The 17553-nt window shown below is 41.3% G+C and carries 15 protein-coding genes; 8 read left to right on the top strand and 7 right to left on the bottom strand.

Going from position 1 to position 17553, the window contains the following annotated elements:
- Together L1272_RS03790 and L1272_RS03785 are read right to left on the bottom strand one after the other, a co-directional pair.
- Positions 1-2214 (bottom strand): CapA family protein, encoded by a 2214-nt coding sequence (locus L1272_RS03790; protein WP_235372778.1) that lies wholly within the window; start codon positions 2212-2214, stop codon positions 1-3.
- 327 nt (positions 2215-2541) lie between these two features.
- On the bottom strand, positions 2542-3195 hold the full coding sequence (locus L1272_RS03785; RefSeq protein ID WP_235372777.1) for an OmpW/AlkL family protein: 654 nt from the start codon (positions 3193-3195) through the stop codon (positions 2542-2544).
- 233 nt (positions 3196-3428) lie between these two features.
- Here L1272_RS03785 and L1272_RS03780 point away from each other — a divergent pair, with 233 nt between their 5' ends.
- Together L1272_RS03780 and dapE are read left to right on the top strand one after the other, a co-directional pair.
- A complete protein-coding gene (locus tag L1272_RS03780) occupies positions 3429-4847 on the top strand; it encodes an MATE family efflux transporter (protein ID WP_054551768.1) in 1419 nt (472 codons plus the stop codon).
- Positions 4848-4917: 70 nt separating this feature from the next.
- Positions 4918-6096 (top strand): succinyl-diaminopimelate desuccinylase, encoded by a 1179-nt coding sequence (gene dapE / locus L1272_RS03775; RefSeq protein WP_235372776.1) that lies wholly within the window; start codon positions 4918-4920, stop codon positions 6094-6096.
- Positions 6097-6146: 50 nt separating this feature from the next.
- Here dapE and L1272_RS03770 read toward each other — a convergent pair whose 3' ends face one another.
- Positions 6147-7865: a lysophospholipid acyltransferase family protein gene (locus L1272_RS03770; RefSeq protein ID WP_138616947.1), complete on the bottom strand. Its 1719-nt coding sequence runs from the start codon at positions 7863-7865 to the stop codon at positions 6147-6149.
- A 124-nt stretch (positions 7866-7989) separates the two neighbouring features.
- On the opposite strand from L1272_RS03770, the gene L1272_RS03765 reads away from it, so the two are divergent.
- The gene (locus L1272_RS03765) at positions 7990-8910 is read left to right on the top strand and encodes a 2-hydroxyacid dehydrogenase (RefSeq protein ID WP_235372775.1); all 921 of its coding nucleotides are present in this window, start codon (positions 7990-7992) and stop codon (positions 8908-8910) included.
- Positions 8911-9005: 95 nt separating this feature from the next.
- Entirely contained in the window at positions 9006-9140 is a 135-nt protein-coding gene (locus tag L1272_RS23100) for a hypothetical protein (protein WP_262387613.1), read from the top strand.
- A 61-nt stretch (positions 9141-9201) separates the two neighbouring features.
- On the opposite strand, the gene smrA is transcribed toward L1272_RS23100, so the two are convergent.
- The 3 genes from smrA to L1272_RS03750 all read right to left on the bottom strand — a co-directional run bounded on the left by smrA (position 9202) and on the right by L1272_RS03750 (position 10984).
- Positions 9202-9783, bottom strand: a complete 582-nt coding sequence (gene smrA / locus L1272_RS03760) for a DNA endonuclease SmrA (RefSeq protein ID WP_054551764.1) — start codon at positions 9781-9783, stop codon at positions 9202-9204.
- A 411-nt stretch (positions 9784-10194) separates the two neighbouring features.
- Positions 10195-10440 carry a hypothetical protein gene (locus L1272_RS03755; RefSeq protein WP_054551958.1) on the bottom strand — a complete coding sequence of 82 codons (246 nt, stop codon included), beginning with the start codon at positions 10438-10440 and terminating at the stop codon, positions 10195-10197.
- A 100-nt stretch (positions 10441-10540) separates the two neighbouring features.
- Positions 10541-10984: a hypothetical protein gene (locus L1272_RS03750; protein WP_235372774.1), complete on the bottom strand. Its 444-nt coding sequence runs from the start codon at positions 10982-10984 to the stop codon at positions 10541-10543.
- Between the two features lie 151 nt (positions 10985-11135).
- Between L1272_RS03750 and L1272_RS03745 the strand changes: the two genes are divergently transcribed.
- Positions 11136-11519, top strand: coding sequence for a response regulator (locus L1272_RS03745; RefSeq protein ID WP_054551762.1), 384 nt, complete (start codon positions 11136-11138; stop codon positions 11517-11519).
- A gap of 96 nt (positions 11520-11615) precedes the next feature.
- Here L1272_RS03745 and rpsT read toward each other — a convergent pair whose 3' ends face one another.
- Positions 11616-11876 carry a 30S ribosomal protein S20 gene (gene rpsT, locus L1272_RS03740; RefSeq protein WP_036967030.1) on the bottom strand — a complete coding sequence of 87 codons (261 nt, stop codon included), beginning with the start codon at positions 11874-11876 and terminating at the stop codon, positions 11616-11618.
- Between the two features lie 243 nt (positions 11877-12119).
- Here rpsT and murJ point away from each other — a divergent pair, with 243 nt between their 5' ends.
- The 3 genes from murJ to ileS all read left to right on the top strand — a co-directional run bounded on the left by murJ (position 12120) and on the right by ileS (position 17551).
- Entirely contained in the window at positions 12120-13700 is a 1581-nt protein-coding gene (gene murJ / locus L1272_RS03735) for a murein biosynthesis integral membrane protein MurJ (protein ID WP_268795023.1), read from the top strand.
- Between the two features lie 73 nt (positions 13701-13773).
- A complete protein-coding gene (gene ribF, locus L1272_RS03730) occupies positions 13774-14700 on the top strand; it encodes a bifunctional riboflavin kinase/FAD synthetase (RefSeq protein WP_187490126.1) in 927 nt (308 codons plus the stop codon).
- 25 nt (positions 14701-14725) lie between these two features.
- On the top strand, positions 14726-17551 hold the full coding sequence (gene ileS / locus L1272_RS03725) for an isoleucine--tRNA ligase (RefSeq protein WP_235372773.1): 2826 nt from the start codon (positions 14726-14728) through the stop codon (positions 17549-17551).
- Positions 17552-17553: the final 2 nt, after the last annotated feature.

Here is a 17553-nt window from a genome sequence, read left to right as displayed (position 1 = left end):
TTAGTCAAGTAAAGTGAAAGTGAGCTTTATACTCGTATCATTACTTGCAGAGACTTTTAAAAAGTCAAATCCATGCATTTTACTGGTTTGCCATTGCTTATTTTCAAGACTGATTGGGTTTTGCCAAGTGATCATCGCGATATTGTCTAAGCGCGTTATTGCTTCGCCATTACTTGGCGCATATTGTCTAAATTGAAGCTTAATACCACGAGGCGGTAAGTTTTTTGGGCCAAGGGTAAAGTCGTCAGAAGGTAAGCTGAAATCATGGCTAAATACTTGCCACGAGTTATCACCTCCGTTGCTGATAACTACTTCATTTTCCGAAAAAGTAAGATCATCAATTTCGGTTGTATAAGTTAACAAGCTTTCTAGCTTGCCACCATTCTCAGATTGTAAGTAGCCATATAATGAGAAATCTTTACTCAATAATGGCGCTCCATTTTCGTCAATCAATTCCATCACTCGCATAGTGTGTCTAAAAGGAATGATGGAAGGGGTATTGTCAAACTCATCGCGGCTAGAGCAAAGAGCTTGAATCCCAGCGTAGGGTTTATCGGTGCAAGGAAAAACGCTATCACTAGTATGATCCCAGCGACTTACCTCAAAAGCTTCTGAGTCGTTATCCCAGTCTTCGAAATCGCCGAATACCATGATGTCTCGGCCTAAAATACTATTGCTAAGCTCACCACTAGTCACTTCAATATTAGACAAGTATGCAGCGGATGATGGTGCATATTGACGTAAGTCAATTATGTCACTGCTACTATCGAGTGTAACGATCACTTGTGAAGTACGCTTTGTTGCTTGGTCTTTAGAGAAATATACTTCAGCATAATTGTCACGCGGTATTAACGTTACCGAGTCATCTGAGAACTCTGCTAGACGGCGCACTAAATAGTTACTTAAAAAGCCAGTGGTAAAACGAGGCATGTAGTCTTCAATGTAAATAGGGTAAGCAAAGGCACGATTTACTGTTTGTGTGTCTGCGTTTAGGTCAATCATCACCGCAACACCTAATAGAGTGTCTAATCTAGGTTGATCAAACACAAAGTTACCTAAGCCGAGTACTGCAGGAATATCATTATAAACAGCAAAACCCTGAGCAACGTGAGGGTGATGAGCTATTAATAAATCAGTATTTTGCGAAGAAAGAGCTTGGAACCGACCGTCTATATAACTTGTTGGCGAGTAACTATATTCATCACCGCCATGCATTTGTGCAATTATAAAATTATTAGTATCAAGCGCTTGTAGAGTATCATTTACTGCATTTGCATTGGTAAGATCTGCCGCACCTCCTTTACTCTGCTCTGCAACATAATTAAATTCATGCTCATCTCCAGTGATAGAGGTTGCAGCAAAAAGTGTTAAGTTAATGTCCCCAAGACTAGCATTCACAGGTGCAAGAGCGTCAGTGTCATTTATTCCAGCACCACTGTGTAAGAACCCCGCATTTGCAACTTCTATAAGTGTGTCTTCAAGACCCGATTGTAAATAGTCATACACATGGTTATTACCGAGCCCCAAATAGTCAACGCCTATGGCTGAAAGTCCTTGGAGTGAATCAGGTAAAGAAAAAAAGCTAAACTCTTTTGTTGGATGAACGGCACTAGGGTTGCTTGTTACTGGTGATTCAAAGTTAACGGAAGCAAAGTCTGCATTTAAAAATAGCTCAGCAACATCGGCAGTAATTGCAACACTATCTGCCCCAGCTGTTTCAGGGCGAATAAGTGCATTTTTAACATCGGGGATGTTTGTTCCCATAGTCGATAAGCTTGGATCTAAATAACGGCGTCCAAACATAGTATCTCCAGCAAAAATCAGGCTTTTACTGTTTTGAGCTTTTGTTTCTAATTGTACTTGAGAAGTTGCATAATTTGGTTGATTAACGATAACCCCTGCTTTTGCAAAGTAACCGTTTTGTTGCACCATTAAGGCATGGTTACCATAAGGCAAATCGCTAATGTTAACTTTGCCATTGGCATCTGATGTGTAGCTTTGTCCTGCGACTTTTATGACAACATTACTTAAATTGGCTTTACTCTCATCCACCACTGATAGGGATAAATCAGCCTTACCAGCAAGTAAAGTTTCTCTAGCACTGATGGAATCTTGCTTTTGCTCTTGCGGCTTATCTTCATCAGGGTCTTTCACTTTACATGCTGTTAAGGTTAAACATGAAATTATAAGTAAATAGTTGATAATCTTTTTCAAAAGGCAAGCCTCGTTATCATTTTTTTTACATTGTATAGGTCAATATTATTATTGCTATATTGTATCTTTGTTGGTTATCGGGAACAATAACCGCTGGCTCTGAAAATTCAGATATTTCTTAGTCCGTTGAAATTTAGCAAAATAAATACGTCTTAAATTGAAGTTTAGCTCAAAAAAATGTTTTTTTTCAAAAATATAATTTGTTTACTAGGGTTTAACAAATATGATGCCAGAGTTAAAGAATAAATTTGTAATCGACTAAATGAAGATGAAAAAAAAGGCCATTAAATGGCCTTTTTGTGCGTATGGGCTTTCACAAAATGAAAGTTAGAATTTGTATTTAACACCGAACATAGCAACAACTGGGTCAATTTCTACCGTTGAAGTTAATGCCTTTGCGCCGTCAGCATAAACTGTTGCGTCTGTATCGATGTCGATTAGTGAAACCATGCCATGTAGGCCCCAGTTTTCACTCATCATGTAGTTAAAACCAGCTTGAGCTGCAAAGCCAAATGAATCATCTAGTTTCACTTCTACATCGTCAGTACCTAATGTTGCTTTTAAAGCCGCAGAAGGTTTCTCATCAAAGAAGGTTGTAAAGTTAATACCTACACCCACAAAAGGACGGAACTTATAAGTTGAGTCTAAGAAGTGGTACTGGGCGATTAGTGATGGTGGTAATTGCTTAATATCGGCAATTTTATTGCCCGCTAAGCCACCAGTTCCTTGAACATCATGGCTAAATGGTGTCGCTGCAACTAATTCAAGAACCCAGTTGTCATTAAAAGAGTAATCAATCGTAATACCTAATTGGGTATTGTCATCGCCACGAAGTCCTAACGTTGGCGCTTCATTGATTTTTGAGCTGTCGTTATCAGGGTTTACATTAATTGCACCTACATTCACGCTTAAGTTTGCGTTTGCAACAGGAGAGAGTGCTAATAGTGAAGTAAGTAATGCAATGCTTAATTTAGTTTTCATGTTGTTCTCCGCGAACTACTTGTCTTATTTGGTTGAGGCTATTATTACTAAGTTGCAGCGGACAAAACCTGTTCTAGATCAAAGTTTCAAAAATGTTTGAACTAAGTGAAGCCATTTTTTGATTTAGATTAAGTTTTTAAATGGGAAGATCAAAAAAAGATTGACTCTTATTGACTCTATATTCAGTTGCGGCTGGTAAACTAACGGTGTTATTTGCTTATTAGGTGTTTTGCATGGCTGATCCTCAGCACTTATTTCTTCATGGCTCGATTTCAAAAGCGCTACTTAAATTAGGTATCCCGATCATCTTAATCAATATTTTGCAGTCGGCTTATCAACTGACCGATGCATTTTGGGTAGGCCGCTTAGGGGCAGAGCAAGTAGCTGCCGTTTCTGTCAGTATGCCGGTCACTTTTTTAGTGATTGCTATTGGCTCTGGGTTGGCAATGGCGGGCGCTATTTTATCCGCTCAATACATGGGAGCGGGTCAGCAAGATAAGGTTAATCACGTTGCTGCCCAAACTATGTTAATGGTGACAATTACCGCAACCATACTTGGCTTAATAGGCTATATGCTTTCACCATATTTTTTGACTTTATTAGGTGTTGAAGATCAAGTGTTTGGTGATGCCCTTAAATTTATGCATGTATCTTTTATCGGCGTTGTGTTTGTATTTATTTATGCCATGTTTCAAGCATTAATGCGTGGTATAGGGCAAACTAAGGTGCCGCTCTATATTGTAAGCGGTACTGTGTTACTCAATTTTGTGCTTGACCCCTTACTGATTTTTGGTTTTGGTGACTTTTCGGGTTTTGGCGTAATGGGCGCTGCATTAGCCACACTTATCACGCAAAGTTTAGCGGCTGCAATCGGGGTATGGGTGTTTTTGCGAGGGCGTCACGGCATTCAACTTAAACTCTCTAGTTTTAAACCAGACTGGCAGTATATGAAGCAAGCCTTCTTTTTAGGAGCGCCAGGCTCGGTTGAACTCTCTGCGCGAGCCTTTGGTTTAATCATTATGTCGTTTTTGGTGGCAAGCTTTGGTACGCACACGATTGCCTCTTATGGTGTTGGATCTAATATTTTACAAATGGTGATGATCCCGGCAATGGGTCTTTCAATGGCTGTTTCGACTTTGGTTGGTCAAAACATGGGGGCGGGAAATCCACAGCGTGCAGCACAAATAACACGATTAGCCTCACTTTGGGGACTGCTGGGCCTGACAATAGTGGGTGTTGTTGCATATCTGTTTGCTGAATACTTGGTGGCTTTTTTCATTCCTGATGATGAGTCTGTGATAGCGGGTGGTGCAGAGTTCATTCGGGTTATGTGCTTAACTTGGGGCGGAATAGGCGTGCAGCTTTGTGTAGTCGCTGCATTTAGGGCTTCAGGCAACATGCTAAATGCGATGGTTGTGTCACTGCTTTCACAATGTGTTATTCAATTTCCTGCCGCGTATATTTTGTCTAAGCATACCTCTCTTGGACCGCAGGGGATTTGGTATTCGTTTGCTATTACGAATGTACTTGTGGCGATTATTACTTATCTTTGGTTCGCAGCTGGTCGTTGGCAACGAACACAATTAACCAAAGAAGACAAAGACATTGCCAAGGTAACCCAAGAAACCCTTATTGAAGAAGGAAATCATTAATTTAAGTTTCACACTGCGGTCATAATCTCTCGTTGTAATAACCTAAGCTTTCTAACTGATTAGGGTTATTATGAGTTTGATATCAAATGTAGAGTTAGTAACGCACCAGTCGGTGCAATCTGAGGTGGTTGAAACATTACAAACCTTGCTCCGATTTAAATCGGTAACGCCCGCTCAAGCTGGTGCAATTGATTGGCTTGAAGGTAACTTAAGCCAGCTTGGCTTTGATTGTGAGGTATTTAGCTTTAATCATGTTACTAATTTAATTGCTAAAATCACCTTTGGTGAAGGCCCTATCGTTGCTTTTTCTGGCCATATTGATGTGGTCCCTGCTGCAGAAGGTGATTGGCGAGTTGATCCTTTTAGTGGCGAGATAGTCGATGGCAGTGTCTATGGCCGTGGCGCAGCAGATATGAAAGGCGGTGTTGCTGCGATGCTTTGCGCAACAAAACGTTTTTTAGCGCAAAATAGCAATAAACGCGGCACATTTTACTGGTTAATAACCTCAGATGAAGAGGGCGAAGCTGAATACGGATCCTTATTGATTGCTGAGCGTCTAGCCAAACAAGGTGTTGTGCTTGATGGTTGCCTTGTTGGCGAGCCGACGAGTCATCAGCATGTGGGTGATACCATTAAAAATGGCAGGCGAGGCGCGTTGTCTGCTCGATTATCTATTCAAGGTAAAGCTGGGCATGTTGCTTATCCAGAAAACACCATAAACGCTGCACATTTAAGTGCAGAGGTCGTAAAGCGCTTAACGGCAATTAGCTGGCACAAAGATGAAACAAGCTCGGCAACAACACTGCAAGTAACCGGCATTAATATAGCCAATGTGGTCGATAATCTTGTGCCGGCTCAATGTGAGATCACGTTTAACGTACGTTATAGTCATGGCTACAAAAGTAAAGACGTTAAAGAAGAAATTCAGTTTGCATTGGCAGATTTAGCCTCGCGGCTAACGCTTGTTTGGGAGCGTCCGTGCGAATCATTTTATACCTTGCATCAGGCGAGCAATTGCTTGTTGCAGCAGCTTGAACAAGCCGTACATAAAGTAACAGGCAGCTTCCCTATGCTTAGTACCAGTGGTGGCACATCAGATGGGCGATTTTTTGCTAATGAGCACACGCAAGTGATTGAATGTGGCGTGCGAAACCATACCATTCATCAAGTTAATGAGCATGTTCCTATCGCAGATTTAAAAACTATTGAGCAAATATACTTAGCTGCGCTTAGAAATATCTTTAATTAAAAAGAAAAAGTCGGCGAATATGCCGACTTTTTTAAGCTATTTTATAACGACTATTCGCGTGGCTGCCCTAAGTATCGTTTGGCTTTACTCGCTTTTACTTTATCTAAGTCGACAAGCACTAATCCATCAATGCAATTATTGAACTCAGGGTCGATGCTAAAACTTAAAAACTGTACGCCTCCTGGCTCGCAAAGCTCTGTGTATTGTTTGAATAAGGTTGGGACTTGCGCACCAATATTGGCAAGCACATGCTTAAGTTCAACAAAATCTTCTTTAATATCATCCCCAGCAAATAACTGAGCACATTGCTCTTTTTGTGATTCGGTATGGCGATATTCATTGTTTGGAATGGCTAATACTTGTTTAGCACCATAATAATGCTGGTAATAGTGAACCAATAGCGATTTAGCTTGCTCGGGGAGCGCGTTTGACACACTGACCGCGCCAAATAAATAGCGATATTGCGGGTACCGGTTCACAAATGCGCCAATGCCAAACCACAAATAATCTAGGCTCTTTCTGCCCCAGTATTTGGGTTGCACAAAACTGCGACCGAGCTCAATGCCTTTTTCAAAATACGGTGTCATATCATCGCTGTAGCTAAATAGGCTATCGGTGTATAAACCTTTGCGGCCATGTTTTTGTATAACGTCTTGTGCGCAGGCAAGTCGGTATGCGCCGACTAGTTCAAGTTGCTTAGCATCCCACAGAACGAGGTGTTGATAATCCATGTCGTATTTATCTATATCACGGCGTTTACCACTGCCTTCACCGACTGCCCGAAACGCAATTTCACGAAGTCGTCCTAGTTCACGGAAAATCGGTGAGCTACCACAGTATTGATATAAATAAATTTTCATACCATCAGAGGTTTCACCTAATAGCTCACACTCTTCAATGGCTTTTTTAAGGTCTTTCGTTGCTTCAGGACTGGCAATGGGGGTTTGCGTTTTTAACGGCAGCGGTTTTTTTGTGATAAGTCGATACAGTTGTTTTCTTATCAACTGAGCTATTTCTTTATCTTTTAAATTTTCGATTAAATATGACTCAGGTGGGATGGACGCGCCAATTTCAAACTCTAATGATTTTTGTCGTTGTTTGAACATCTCTTTGACTAATAACAAACTGGCTAAGGGTTTGTAGATCATTGAGGTGCCGTAGAATAACGGGCTGTTTTTCGCTTTGATGTAAATAGGCAAAATAGGTGCGTTGGCTTTTTTTGCCATACGTAAAAAACCACTGTTCCACTTACAGTCTTTAATGCCCGTTGGACTTAAGCGCGATACCTCACCTGCAGGAAAGATTAATAATGCACCGTCTGATTTTAAGTGTTGCTGGATATTAGCGAGTTCTTTCTTTTTACTCGTACCAGAGAGGTTATCAACGGGAAGGAGTAACGAGTGCATCGGAGTGATTGACATCAGCATGCGGTTTGCAACGACTTTTAAGTCAGGACGTACACTTGATAAGACTTTTATCAGCGCTAATGCATCAAGAGAGCCGATAGGGTGGTTAGCGACAATAACGACATTACCTTCACTAGGAATATGTTCCATTTGCTTTGGCTTGTAGCGCGTGTCAAAGTCTAGCTCATCAAGTACTTGCTCTACAAATTCAAGCCCCTGTAAGTGTGGGTATGCATCACCAAAGGCAACAAATTCTTGCTCATGTAATAAATAACCCAGACCTTTCTTTACTAAGCCTTTTACTTTTGGCGAATTTTCTAATTGTGGTAAATTTGCTTCTATTACTTTATCAACACTGATCATACAAACCTCAAACATAAACGCATTTAGCGATGAGGTTAGGGTAAGAGTTCGCTGTGACAGTTAGGTTGCAGTTGTGTGACTTTTTAAAGAGCGCTTCGTGTTCGAGGCTAAAATGGAGAAGACAATGATTTTACTTGTAGCTGTAACAGGCCGAGATTGCAGCCAATTAATTGCTCGATTACAAGCGTTATTACCAGAGATTGACGTACAGTTTTGGTCTGAGTGCACAGACTACGAAGCCGTAGAGTTTGTACTGGCCTGGAATGCGCCCGCTGATTTATGGCCTAAACTAGTAAATTTAAAAGCAGTTTCTTCATTTGGTGCAGGCGTTGATAGCATCGACTTAACAAAGATAGCAGCGCATATTCCTGTTGTTAGAATTGTTGATGATAACCTTGCTAATGATATGGCAGAGTATGTATTGGGGCATGTATTGGCGCACAAGCTGAGACTCAAAGAATATTATTTAAAACAATCAGCGGGTACTTGGAAGCCAAAGCGAGCGTATTCACATCAACATGTGGGTATCTTAGGTTACGGCGAATTAGGCAAAGCCAGTGCAAAGCGTTTACTCGCAAATGGTTTTCAAGTAAGTGCTTGGTCTAATAGTGAAAAACACGACGTTGAAGTAAGCACCTATTACACACAGCAGGGGTTAGATGACATGCTCGGTCAAATTGATTATCTCGTGTGCTTACTACCACTTAACCAACACACTCAGGGCATTATCAATAAATCACTGCTGGGTAAACTACAAAGCCATGCGGTGCTAATTAATGTTGCCAGAGGCAAACATGTTGTCGATGAAGATTTACTCGAGGCACTTAATAGTGAGCAATTACGTGGCGCCACCCTTGATGTATTCAGCGAAGAGCCTTTACCTCAGGCGCACCCTTACTGGTCTCATCAAAAGGTGACCTTAACGCCTCACTGTGCTGCAATTTCAGATTTAGAGTCTGTCTCGTTGCAAATTGCAGGTAATGCCAAAAGATTAACTGAAGGTAAAGAGCTAATAAATCAGGTTGATAGAACAAAAGGTTATTGACACATTGTAAATTTGTTTAATAAACGTCTTGTTAACATCTGTAATTTTGCTATTCTGGAGTTGCTCAATAAAAAAACAATAATAAAAGAGGCGTTATGAAATCTAATCAAAGTGGAGCTAAATTTAGTCTGGTCGTCGTGTCAGTTATCGTTTTAGGTGTGTCAGCATGGTTTAACCAAGCTAATGCATCGGAGCAACCAGTTCAGGACATTGAAGTTAGTCAATCATAACCACACAGCATGCTCATCGAGTGCAGCACGTTTAGATGCTGCACTTTAATCGCTTATTCAACTAACTTCTTTTTGAGTGGATTTCTCTGTTCTCGTGTTTCTTCTCGTCAGATTTTTTAATCATCACATACGTTGCACCACTACCACCATGATGCTTAAGGGCACTGTGAAAGGCTAAAACCGCTGGAATTTCTTGCAGCCACTTATTGGTATAGCTCTTTAAAATACCTGGCTGTGATTTATTTTTGATACCAATCCCATGGCGAATAAGTACGACACGAATATTTCGTTTATGACAGTCATCGATAAAATTAAATAACGTACTACGTGCACGTTGAAGAGGCTGACCATGCAAATCAAGCGTGGCATCGAGTTGATATTTAGCTAAACGTAAGTTTTTATATACTTGGCCTTGTACGCCATCTTTTTTAAATGCCAATATGGCATGAGGATCTAACAGCTCGACGAACTCGCTGCGCAAATAGTTTTCATCAATTGCTAAATCACACTCAGCTGCTTTACGTTTTTCTTGTTGCGCTAAAGAAGGGCCTTGCTTGGTGGAATCAAATTGAACAGTGTCATGCTTAAGAGGTTTTACGTCTTCCATAGATGAGAGAAATAAGTCGAAGTCGTTTAATGACATAAGGTACCTCCAAATTAATTATACCCAAACCACCTCAAGGTGCGAGTTTCAGTTGGAATTAAAAGCGATTTAGGCAAGGCATTGATTGCAAATAATAGTGGTTCTATTGTTAAAATCAATAACGCAGTATAAATCGCTTTTAAACCAACCCTCTGGGCGTTTCACAGGCACTTACTCTCATCGTTGTTACTTCTTAAAAGGGACCACCATTCTTGCAAAGTAACGCCTTGATATTAAGCACCTGTGAAACGCTGAATTCTGCATCTTGAGGTGGCTTGGGTATATATACGCCGTTTATGGTATCTCAGTTCAACCATTTTGTAAGCAAAAAAAAGCCCAAGCAGGGGACTGCTTGGGCATAAATGCTGATAGATGATATAGCCTATTCTATCAATTTATCTTAGGGGAAGATTAACCTTGATTAATATTCAACTGGCCAAATGTGTAGACCTTGAATAAATAAAATGTGTTGATCAACACCAAGCTCATGTTTGATATTACGCTTGATGACATCAGATCTAAACTAAACGATAAAAATAATAAACTACACGCGCTAATCGCTGCAAAACGCAGTAATGTTAGCTGGTTAATAAAAAATGCACCTAGTCCTAGTGCAAGTAACGTTAAGTTTAAAAGCCAATCTAGCTCGTTTAGCATGGTCGTATCTGATCGTGTCTGTGTTGAAAAAGGAGCGCCATTATGGTGATCTTTTACACAGCTTTCAACCAAGTAATTTTAAATTTTCGGATTAGATTTTTTAATCCATTATCAGCTTTTTCATCGCTGCAAAAAATCCATTTTGTTCTGTAACTCGGTACTTCTGACAGGTGTCTGGTTTACGCTTATCTTGGCACAGGTAAATAATGTTGCGGCTTAGGTCTGCACGGGGGCTAAGAGTAGAATCAAATAAGTTTGCACCATAACCAAAAACCCCGGGCCAAAATATACTTTGTGAGACCATACCTAGCTTTTCGTAAGTGATTAACACGGGTTTTGGCGTAATTAGCAGAATTAATACAACTGCTGCGAGTACATACCACCGTGTTTTGCTTTTCTTGAGTTTTACTTCAGGAGCACTGTGCTGAGCAGCTAGTGCGCGCGCTTGTTGTTGGTTTACTGGTCTTTGGCGCTTCGCTTGTGTTGGTTTCTTTCGTGCAGGAGCTTTACCAAGTAAAGATTGTTTTTTTATTTTATTAGACATAAAGCTTATCTGGCCTTTTAAATATAGGTCTCTATAATGAGATTATAACGAAGTTTTTGATATAATAGTCAAATTCAAATCACTCATAGCTTAAATGCGTTACACTCTACAGTGCAATGAGTGTTTATCTTCATAGTTTAAGAGGAATAGTATGGATACGCAGCTTTCAATTCTAATTGTGGACGACGTAGGTACGGTCCGCAGTTTTCTAAATCAAACATTAATGCACCTTGGTATCGATAATGTACGTGAAGCTTCTACAGCCGCACAGTGTTTAAGCGCATGTAAAGAGAAAGAGTTCAATATAATTTTTCTAGATATTGAATTACCCGATGGAGATGGTAAAGAGATTATCACGCAAATAAATGAAATTTCGCCCGAAGCGAATGTCGTGATGGTTTCGGCTCATTCAACAGTAGAAAACGTTAAAGAAGCAATTGAAAAGGGCGCTAAAGGATTTGTAGTAAAACCGTTTACACCTAAGAAAATTGCGGCAATGCTGAAAAAGTTTTACCCAGAACTAGAAATTGTCTAGCTAATTAACTATTGGGGCATTTAGAAAAGTGCCTTGTTAAATTACAAACAAAAAAAAACCGGCAAAAGCCGGTTTTTCATATTCATCAAAAACAAATTATAGCGCTTTGATTTTAGCTGCTAAACGGCTCTTATGACGAGCTGCTTTGTTCTTGTGGATTAGACCTTTAGTTGCGTAACGGTCTAGGATAGGTGTTGCAACAGCGAATGCCGCTTGTGCAGCTTCTTTGTCGCCCGCTTCAATTGCAGCAACTACTTTTTTGAAGTAAGTACGCATCATTGAACGACGGCTTGCGTTATGTTGACGATTTTTTTCGCTCGTAATAGCGCGTTTTTTTGCAGACTTGATGTTAGCCAAGGTTTGCTCCTAACAATCTTAAAATAAGCTTAATTTAAAGGCCGTGGAATATGCCTGTTTTTATCATGAATGTCAACGAAATTTTGACATCTCAAGAAAAACTGCTCCTTATAACGAACATCAATTTGCCGCTTTAGCAGTTAATATCGCCATTGTAACAAAGGGTCGGGTTCGAGCCTAGTGCTTTAAAGATATTTTAGGCATAATCGCCCATCTTAGAAGTTTTTTGATAATGGGTTTAAGGTGGCAAAAGGATTATTTCGTTCTGGGATGATTGTTAGTGCAATGACGATGATCTCGCGTATTTTAGGGTTAGTAAGAGATGCGGTTGTGGCGAATCTCCTAGGTGCCAGTGCTGCTGCGGATGTGTTTTTATTTGCCAATCGAATTCCTAATTTCCTAAGACGCTTATTTGCTGAAGGAGCCTTTGCTCAAGCATTTGTGCCGGTTTTATCTGAGATAAAAGAGCAACAAGGTGATGATAAAGTCCGGTTGTTTGTGGCTCAAGCAGCCGGTACGTTAGGAACTATTTTATTAATTGTTACCCTGTTCGGAGTTATTGCTTCTCCAGTTATAGCGGCCTTATTTGGAACTGGCTGGTTTATTGATTGGTGGCAAGGAGGCGAAAATGCCGAGAAGTTCGTACTGGCCAGTGCACTGTTAAAACTGACTTTCCCTTATTTATTTTTCGTGAGTTTGGTTGCCCTGAGCGGTGCGGTCATGAACGTCTATAATCGCTTTGCTGTTGCAGCGTTTACACCTGTGCTGTTGAATATATCGATTATTAGCTGCGCAGTTTTATTGCACGATAAATTTTCAGTTGGGGCTTATGCCCTTGCCATTGGCGTATTTGTTGGGGGGGTAGTGCAGTTACTGTTTCAGTTGCCATTTTTGTACCGTGCCCGTATGCTGAGCCGCCCAAAATGGGGCTGGCAAGATGAAAACGTTAAAAAAGTGCGAAAACTCATGCTACCAGCCTTGTTTGGCGTGTCTATCAGTCAAATAAACCTGTTGCTCGACACCATGATTGCCTCAATGTTGATGACCGGTTCTATCGCGTGGCTTTACTACTCAGACCGTTTAATTGAGTTTCCTCTTGGCTTATTCGGTATCGGTATCGCGACGGTAATTTTACCCGCATTGTCTAAGCTACATAGCACTAAAAGCACAAAAGATTTTCAGCTAACCCTGGATTGGGGGGTGAGATTTGTTATTTTCTTAGGCTTGCCTGCTATGTTTGGTTTAATGGTGATAAGCCCGCTCATTATTACGGTTTTATTTGATCATGGTGCATTTCAGGACGGTGAAATTGATCATGTAAAAGCGGTAAGTTACGGTGTCATGGCCTACTCAGTTGGACTGGTTAGCTTTATGTTAATCAAGGTGTTAGCACCGGGCTTTTATTCGCGTCAAGATACTAAAACCCCCGTAAAAATTGGTATTAAAACACTGGTGTTAAATATGGTGTTTAACATTATGCTAGCTCCATTTATTGGCTATTTGGGGTTAGCGTTAGCAACCGCGATGTCGGCCAGTTGTAATGCCTATTTGTTGTATCATCAACTACGTAAAGAAGGCGTTTATCAGTTTTCTGCGATGAGCCTTGGTTTCACCTTTAAGTGTTTGTTTTCAAGTTTATTAATGGCCGCATCTGTATGGTATGTGGGCCAGCAATTTGCCTGGAAAGCATGGCACTTTACTGAGCAAGTGCTGCTGTTGAGTGGATTATTAGTGCTGGCGGTTTTTGTTTACTTTGCGGCCTTATTCATTCTAGGTGTGCGACTAAATACGATAAAAAGTGTTGCAACTACTGAATCAAACTAAAAAAAAGATTATAATCGGCGCTTCAAGCCCGATATCAATGTTTTGGGCTCGCTGATAAAGGCAAAAAGGTGGCATGGAGTTAATTAGAGGTATTCACAATATTCGCGCGCAGCATTATGGCTGTGTGTTGACCATTGGTAATTTTGATGGCGTGCACTTAGGTCATGCAGAAGTGATTAAAGGCTTGCTGCAAGACGCAGAAAAGCATCAATTGCCAAGTACCGTGATGTTATTTGAGCCTCAGCCACAAGAGTTTTTTGCCAAAGATAATGCACCCGCGCGTTTAACTCGACTACGTGATAAGCTCAGTTTGCTTGCTAAATTAGGCGTGGAACGAGTGATTTGTATTAGCTTCAATCAGCAATTTGCCAACATGGAAGCAGAACAGTTTGTCAGCCAAGTACTGATTGAAAAGCTAGGCGTTAAAGCATTAACTGTTGGTGATGACTTTTGTTTTGGCAAACGTCGTCGTGGCGATTTTGCGTTACTAAAAACCATGGGCGCTGAGCTGAACATGGATGTGAAAAGTACTGCAAGTTTTCGCAGACTCAATGATAGAGTGAGTAGTACCCTTATTCGCCATGCGCTTGCTGCAGGGCAATTGGAAGATGCAAAAACCATGTTAGGTCATGGCTATGCGATTTCTGGGCGTGTTATTCATGGCTGGGCGAAAGGTCGTGAATTAGGGTTCAGAACGGCCAACATAGCGCTAAAACGCCAAGTATGCCCAGTAAATGGGGTATTTGCGGTAAGAGCAAAAGTGGGTGATAAAGAATTATATGGGGTTGCAAATATTGGCAACAAACCCACATTTAATGGGACACGCGCATTGTTAGAGGTTCATCTTTTCGACTTTGCGCAAGACATTTACGGACAATTTATGCACGTGGAGCTAATTAAAAAGCTTCGCGATGAGAAAAAATTCGAGACATTAACACAACTGACGGCGCAGATTGCAGATGATGTAACCGCCGCTAAGCAGTGTTTTGGTTTAAATTAGGTAGCCGATACGGAAAGTAGGATTAATGAGCGACTACAAACATACTTTGAATTTACCGGAAACAGCGTTTCCAATGCGCGGCAATTTGGCACAACGTGAACCAAAGATGCTTAAGACATGGTATGAAGACGATCTTTACGGTCAAATTCGCAGCGCTAAAAAAGGTAAAAAAACCTTCATTTTGCATGACGGCCCTCCGTATGCAAACGGTGATATCCATTTAGGCCACTCGGTAAACAAAATTCTTAAAGATATTATTGTTAAGTCAAAAACCTTGTCTGACTTCGACGCACCTTACGTGCCGGGTTGGGACTGTCACGGTTTACCAATTGAATTAATGGTTGAAAAGAAAGTAGGCAAGCCAGGCGTGAAAGTGTCTGCTGCTGAGTTCCGTGAAAAATGTCGCGCATACGCCAAAAAACAAGTCGAGGGTCAAAAAACAGACTTTAAACGTCTTGGTGTATTTGGTGACTGGGACAAGCCTTACTTAACAATGAACTTTGACTTTGAAGCGAACGCAATTCGCGTGCTTGGTCGCATCATTAAAAATGGTCACTTACACAAAGGTGCTAAGCCTGTTCACTGGTGTACAGATTGTGGTTCAGCACTTGCTGAAGCAGAAGTTGAATACCAAGATAAACAGTCTCCAGCAATCGATGTACGTTTTCAGTTTGCTGATCAAGATGCTGTAATCAATGCGTTTGAACTTGCTGAAGGCCATGAAGGTAGCGGTGCAGTTAGTACTGTTATCTGGACGACAACACCGTGGACATTACCAGCTAACCGTGCAGTAGCCGTTCACGAAAAGCTTGAGTATGCCCTTGTACAAATTGATGACGAAGGTGCACAGCAACGTCTAATTTTAGGTTCTGAGCTAGTTAAAGATGCTATGGACCGTTATGGCTTCAAACATTACCACGTACTCGGTTATGTAAAAGGTGCTGCACTTGAGAACTTACAGGTTGCTCACCCGTTCTATGACTTCACAGTGCCTGTGATTGTGGCTGATCACGTAACGACTGATTCTGGTACTGGTGTTGTTCATACTGCACCAGGTCACGGTCAAGAAGATTTCGCGGCAGGTCTTGCTTATGGTTTAGAAGTAGCTAACCCTGTTGGTGCTAACGGTGTTTACTTACCTGACACACCAATGTTTGCAGGTCAGCACGTATTCAAAGCGAATGCGAGCGTCATTGACGTATTAACTGAAAACAATGCGTTATTGCATCATCATGCGCTTACGCACAGCTACCCACATTGCTGGCGTCATAAAACACCTATTATCTTCCGTGCTACGCCACAGTGGTTCGTAAGTATGGACCAAGCTAACCTTCGTCAAGATTCATTAAACGAAATCAAAAAGACTGAGTGGTTACCTGAGTGGGGCGAGAGCCGCATTGCAAACATGGTTGAAGGCCGTCCTGATTGGTGTATTTCACGTCAACGTACATGGGGTGTGCCAATTGCATTATTCGTTGATAAAGACACTGGTGCGCTTCACCCGAATACACAAGAGCTTATCGAAGAAGCGGCGAAATTAGTTGAAAAATCAGGTATTCAAGCTTGGTATGACTTAGATCCAGCTACTTTACTTGGCGATGACGCTGAGCAATACATGAAAGTTCAAGATACGCTAGATGTATGGTTTGACTCAGGTGTGACTCACGCATGTGTGGTTGATGCACGTGAAGATTTAACCGGTCCTGCTGATCTTTACTTAGAGGGTTCTGATCAACACCGTGGTTGGTTTATGTCGTCAATGATGACATCGGTTGCTATCAATGGTCATGCGCCATACAAGCAAGTGCTAACACATGGTTTCACGGTTGATGAAAATGGCCGTAAGATGTCTAAGTCATTAGGCAACGTAATTTCACCACAAAACGTGATGAACAAACTAGGTGCTGACATCTTACGCTTATGGGTTGCATCAACTGACTTTACAGCTGAAATGACTGTATCTGATGAAATCTTTAAACGTTCAGCAGACCGTTATCGTCGTATTCGTAATACGAGCCGTTATTTACTTGCGAACTTAAGTGGTTTTGATCCAAAAACAGATCAAGTTGCTATTGAAGACATGGTTGAGCTTGACCGTTGGATTGTGGGCCGTGCAGCTGAGCTGCAAGATGAAATCTTAGCGGCTTACGACAAGTACCAAATGCTACTTGTAACGCAAAAGCTAATGAACTTCTGTACTGGTGAGCTTGGTTCGTTCTACCTAGACGTAATCAAAGATCGTCAATACACAGCGAAAAGCGACAGCCATGCGCGTCGTTCATGTCAAACTGCGCTTTATCACATTGCCGAAGCAATGACCCGTTGGATGGCACCGATCTTAAGCTTCACTGCGCAAGAAATCTGGGAAGCATTACCAGGTGAGCGTGACAAGTTTGTATTCACCTCAGTGTGGTACGATGGCTTGCAAGCCTCTTCACAAGGTAAGTTCAGCAACGATGATTGGTTAACAATCCTAAACGTTCGTGATGAAGTAAACCGTGTGCTAGAAGCGGCGCGTAAAGAAGAAGTTATTGGTGCAACTCTACAAGCAAACGTAAGCATCTATGCAGGTGAAGAGCTAAGCGCGAAATTAGCTGCATTAGGTGATGAACTGCGCTTTGTACTATTAACTTCAGGCGTGACAGTTGAAACTGTGACTACGCAGCCAGAGGATACGCAAGCTACAGAAATTGATGGCTTATACATTAAAGTTGCCGCAACAACCGCTGAAAAATGTGAGCGTTGTTGGCATTACTGTGATGATGTAGGTGCTGATCCTGCACACCCTGAAATCTGTGGCCGTTGTGTAAGCAATGTTGACGGCGATGGTGAACAGCGTCAGTTCGCATAGGA

It is taken from the genome of Pseudoalteromonas sp. PAST1 (assembly GCF_021532515.1).
GTDB lineage: Bacteria > Pseudomonadota > Gammaproteobacteria > Enterobacterales > Alteromonadaceae > Pseudoalteromonas > Pseudoalteromonas simplex.
The sequence above is the reverse complement of the archived record's forward strand: the minus strand, read 5'-3'. Positions and strand labels throughout refer to the sequence as shown.